The sequence below is a fragment of the Kitasatospora sp. NPDC007106 genome, assembly GCF_040634455.1.
In the GTDB taxonomy this organism is placed as follows: Bacteria; Actinomycetota; Actinomycetes; order Streptomycetales; family Streptomycetaceae; genus Kitasatospora; species Kitasatospora arboriphila.
The window spans coordinates 1-4,013 of sequence record NZ_JBEYFP010000557.1; the positions used below are offsets into that span (position 1 = coordinate 1).

The following is a 4,013-nucleotide window of genomic DNA, read 5'->3' on the forward strand; positions in this document are numbered from 1 at the left end:
GACGGCCCGGCCCAACAACGCCTGCCCCGCCGGAGCCGGATGCACCCACACCGTCAGGGCGATCCGCCCACCCGGCCGGACCACCCGGCGGAGCTCCGCGAGCGCCTCCCCGGGACGCCCCACGTGGTTGAGCACGAAGTTGCCGACCACGGCGTCGAACACGCCGTCCCCGAACGGCAGCTCCGGCAGAACGGCCGTCAGGACCTCCGCCGAGGGCACCGTCCGCGCGGCCAGCTCCACCATGCTCGGCTCGGCGTCCACCGCAATCACCGCCGCACCCCGCCCGCAGGCCGCCGCGGCCACCGTTCCCGTCCCCGTCCCGACGTCGAGCACCCGGGACCCCGCACCGACGCCCGCCACATCGAGCAACCGTGGGACGGGATACGCGCACAGCCTCGCGGCACTCCCCGCGAACGCCGCCGCGCGACCCGCCCACGTCCGGCGCTCGTACGCGTCGAAAGCCGTCACCTCCACGCCTCAACCCCCTCCCCTGCCGCGCAGATCGGGAACGCGCCGGACCACGACCCCAACGATCGGAACTCCGGCCCGGCCGACCGGGTTGACGGCCAAGACCGTCCGGTCCTGGTCCGACACCGGGACACCCTGCCGCCGACAGCCCGTATCCCGACCGGCCACCGGATCGGGACCGCCCCAGTCTGGAGAGTCAGGCCGACGGCCCAACCGGATCGGGACCGCCCCGGCCGAGAATCTCCCGCTCGGAATCCCGTAGATGCTCCCAGACGCGAATCTCCACAGCCTGCAACACCTCGCTGCGTCGGCTCAAGGTGAGCTCGTCGAGGAAGTCCCGGCAGCGCACCAGAAGGTCGCGGTCGGCTTCCGGCGAGTCCAGAGCCGGCCGAAGAACAACCCAGTAGAAGGCTTGGGACAGAACCGTGTAGAGGCCCAAGGGGTGCGGGCTGTGCCCGAGCTCCTCCGCGGATTCGCGCTCAGCCGAGTCCAGCTGTTCCAGGAATACTCGCGCCTCTGGAAGATGGACTTCGAGCGATGCTCTGACGAAGTCGTCATCCGAGAGGTGCGACATCGGTCTCCCTTGACGTTGGCCGGAGCTCGGACAGGATGCCACGAGGGTACGCGGCCGTCGCACCCCATCAGGCGGTGGCCCACCACAGCACTCTGGTGTGAGGTCCTTCTGAGCGACCGGTACTCCAGCCGTAGATCGTGATCATGGATACCGAGGCCGCTCGTCGGTAGCCTGCGCGTGTGGCTGAGACCTGGGACGAAGTGCAGCTGATCGCGGCCGGCTTCGAGCGCGTGTACGTCGAGTTGGAGTGGTGCAGCGGGCCGCGCGCCGGCCTCGCCGATGTCGACGGCAAGCCTCACTACTTCCAGGGCAACGACTGGGATGACGCCGACGAGGCCGACGAGTACAGCGTCTGGCCAGCGAGCGACGCGGCGGTGGAGCTGGAGCGCGAGCAGTGGGCGATCTTCGCCAGGTGGAACGAGCGCTATGAGGCGGGGACGGTGGGGTCGGAGACCCACCCGGGCCAGGGCGGGTTCGATGACCGCTACGACGAGCTGGCCCTTCTACTGACGCCGCACCGTCAGGTGCCGGACGGGGCGGAGCAGCTGGTGGGCGAGGGGCGCTTTGGCGCCGGGGCCCGCTACCGGGTCGAGGGGCTGGACTACTGGTTCCGGTGGCGTCCGAGCAGGTGAGGCCCGTCGGCGCATCGACGAGGCGGGGCCGTTCAGAGGTCCGGGATGAAGTCGGGCTTGATCCCGAGGGCGATCACCCCCTCCCTCACCGTTGCGATGAACGCGGCGAGATCCGCCACGAGGCGCGGCCAGGTCGTTGGAGAGCCCCAGGTGTCCGGGGCGAAGACGGAGCCGACCCGCCAGCCCCCTTCGGTCGCCGTGATCCTGACTGCACCGGGCACGTCGTACGACATCGAGTCGAACGTGAAGTCCCGCCGCTCGCCGTCCGGGAGTCGGAGCCAGAGCGAGAGGGCGCGGGCCAGTTCGGCCACCGGGAAGCCGTCCTCGTTCCACACCGTGCGGCCGTCGTCGCTGATGACCAGGTCCGCCTCGATGTCCACGAGCAGCACCTCCACCGGGGCGGAGTCCGCGGTGAGTCCCCGACGGGCCAGATCCGGCGAGCCGAGGTTCCGGCAGGCGAGCTTCACTGCTTGATCACCTCATCCAGAGTCCGAGCCCATCGCGTGGACAGCGCATCCCGATCGGGACGACTCCACTCAGGGCGTCCCCCCACTGCAGTGCCGAGGCCGGGCTGCTGCCGGTCAGGGGCGCGGGGTGCTGTCCCACTGCCAGCGGGTGCGCCGTTGACGGCCCGGGAGGTCGCCGCGGCCGGTCGCCCACAGCAGGGTCGGCCAGGGGTCGGTGTCGGTCGGGGCTTCGGGGAACAGTCGGGTCAGCACGCGGGTGCAGATCTCGGCGGGGGCCTGCCAGTCGAGTCCGAGGCCGAGGGCCAGGTCCTGGGCGTGCGCGAACAGCTCGACCAGACCCATGGCCGCGGAGCCCTCGGGGTCCGTCGTCCCGAACACGTGGAAGGCGCGGTCCTGCGGCGACGCCGTCCGTACCATCGCCACGTGCAGCGCCCCGCAGGCTTCCAGCACCTGGAGCATGCCCTCCGGCCCGCCCTCCCGCTCGGCGAAGATCACGTTGGCGGGCTTGCCCGGGGCCTCCCGGCGCCAGACGAACGGCACATGGGTGGCGGCGGGGGGCGTCTGCGGGCCGAGCTGGGCGGCATAGGAGAAGAGGTCGTCGGCCAGGTGCTCGGCCGTCTCCCAGCAGCTCCATTCCAGGCTGCCGGCGGGCCGCCCCCAGTCCGCGCCGAGTGCCTCGGGCCGGCGCAGCAGTGCGACGACGAGCCGCACGCCCTCGGCGAGGTCCTCGGCCGTCACGGGCCCTGCGGTTCCGGGCCCTTGCGCGTGATCATGGTCAGACATGCGCCCGAGCCTACGGGCCTCTGCCCCGCACGGATGACAGGTTTTCCCGACCGCCACCGCCCCGCCCGGCCCCGACCCCTGCTCCTGCTCCTGCTCCTGCTCCTGCTCCTGCTCCTGCTCCTGCTCCTGCTCCTGCAGGTGCACCGCACCACCTGCGGGAACCCGAAGGGGAGGGCCTAGGGTGGCCGTATGACGACGACGCGCCCCGACGGGGAACGCCTGCTGTACGGCTGCATGGGCCTGGGCGGTGACTGGGACTCCGAGGGCTACGGCCCGGCGGACATCGCCGCAGCGGAGGCGGCGGTCGGGGCGGCGCTGGACGCGGGCATCACGGTGTTCGACCACGCGGACATCTACCGGCGCGGCAAGGCGGAGGCGGTCTTCGGCGAGGTGCTCTCCCGGGCGCCCGGTCTGCGGGAGCGGATCACCGTGCAGACCAAGTGCGGGATCCGCCTCGCCGAGGGCGACCGGCCCGGCATCTACGACCTGCGCGGCAGCAGCATCGTGCGGCGGGTCGAGGAGAGCCTGACCCGGCTGCGCACCGATGTGATCGACGTCCTGCTGCTGCACCGGCCGGACCCGCTGGCCGATCCCGCGGACGTCGCCGAGGCACTGATGTCACTGCATCGGCAGGGCCTCGTCCGGGCCTTCGGCGTCTCCAACACGGGCGCCGCGCAGATCGAGGATCTTCAGGCGTACCTGGACGTGCCCCTGGTGGCGAACCAGCTGGAGATGAGCCTGGCGCAGCGGGACTGGCTGGAGGCCGGGGTGCTGGTCAACACGCCCGCGGCCGCCGGCAACGGGTTCCCGTTCGGGACGGTCGAGTACTGCCGCCGCAACGGCGTCCGGTTGCAGGCCTGGGGCGCCCTCGCACAGGGCCGCTTCACGGGCCGTCAGCAGTCGGAGCAGGAACGGCGGACGGCGCGGCTGGTCGCCGAACTCGCGGAGGCGAAGGGCACCACGCCGGAGACGGTGGTGCTGTGGTGGTTGCAGCGGCATCCGGCGCGGATCGCCCCGGTCGTCGGCTCCGCGAACCCGGACCGCATCCGGGCCTGCCGGGATGCCGCCGTCCGCGAGCCGGAGCTCGGC

General features: G+C 72.1%; 7 protein-coding genes. 3 read left to right on the forward strand and 4 right to left on the reverse strand.

The window, feature by feature from the left end; all coding sequences use genetic code 11:
• Both ABZ641_RS28290 and ABZ641_RS28295 read right to left on the reverse strand, forming a co-directional pair.
• On the reverse strand, nucleotides 1–468 hold a 468-nt coding region (locus ABZ641_RS28290), incomplete at its 3' end, for a class I SAM-dependent methyltransferase (RefSeq protein ID WP_359986206.1).
• 196 nt (nucleotides 469–664) lie between these two features.
• Entirely contained in the window at nucleotides 665–1,042 is a 378-nt protein-coding gene (locus tag ABZ641_RS28295; RefSeq protein WP_359986188.1) for a hypothetical protein, read from the reverse strand.
• Between the two features lie 179 nt (nucleotides 1,043–1,221).
• Here ABZ641_RS28295 and ABZ641_RS28300 point away from each other — a divergent pair, with 179 nt between their 5' ends.
• Nucleotides 1,222–1,674 carry a hypothetical protein gene (locus ABZ641_RS28300; protein WP_359986191.1) on the forward strand — a complete coding sequence of 151 codons (453 nt, stop codon included), beginning with the start codon at nucleotides 1,222–1,224 and terminating at the stop codon, nucleotides 1,672–1,674.
• A gap of 32 nt (nucleotides 1,675–1,706) precedes the next feature.
• Here ABZ641_RS28300 and ABZ641_RS28305 read toward each other — a convergent pair whose 3' ends face one another.
• Both ABZ641_RS28305 and ABZ641_RS28310 read right to left on the reverse strand, forming a co-directional pair.
• Nucleotides 1,707–2,141: a hypothetical protein gene (locus ABZ641_RS28305; protein ID WP_359986194.1), complete on the reverse strand. Its 435-nt coding sequence runs from the start codon at nucleotides 2,139–2,141 to the stop codon at nucleotides 1,707–1,709.
• Nucleotides 2,142–2,255: 114 nt separating this feature from the next.
• Nucleotides 2,256–2,924, reverse strand: a complete 669-nt coding sequence (locus ABZ641_RS28310) for a hypothetical protein (RefSeq protein ID WP_359986197.1) — start codon at nucleotides 2,922–2,924, stop codon at nucleotides 2,256–2,258.
• Between the two features lie 33 nt (nucleotides 2,925–2,957).
• On the opposite strand from ABZ641_RS28310, the gene ABZ641_RS28315 reads away from it, so the two are divergent.
• On the forward strand, nucleotides 2,958–3,104 hold the full coding sequence (locus ABZ641_RS28315) for a hypothetical protein (protein ID WP_359986200.1): 147 nt from the start codon (nucleotides 2,958–2,960) through the stop codon (nucleotides 3,102–3,104).
• 9 nt (nucleotides 3,105–3,113) lie between these two features.
• Nucleotides 3,114–4,013, forward strand: a 900-nt coding sequence (locus ABZ641_RS28320; RefSeq protein ID WP_359986203.1) for an aldo/keto reductase, incomplete at its 3' end; no start/stop codon positions are given.

What these genes read in the sequence shown, in the direction of transcription:
- ABZ641_RS28295 (WP_359986188.1), bottom strand. Translation starts at nt 1,042, where the DNA reads ATGTCGCACCTCTCGGATGACGACTTCGTCAGAGCATCGCTCGAAGTC.
- ABZ641_RS28310 (WP_359986197.1), bottom strand. Translation starts at nt 2,924, where the DNA reads ATGTCTGACCATGATCACGCGCAAGGGCCCGGAACCGCAGGGCCCGTG.
- ABZ641_RS28315 (WP_359986200.1), top strand. Translation starts at nt 2,958, where the DNA reads ATGACAGGTTTTCCCGACCGCCACCGCCCCGCCCGGCCCCGACCCCTG.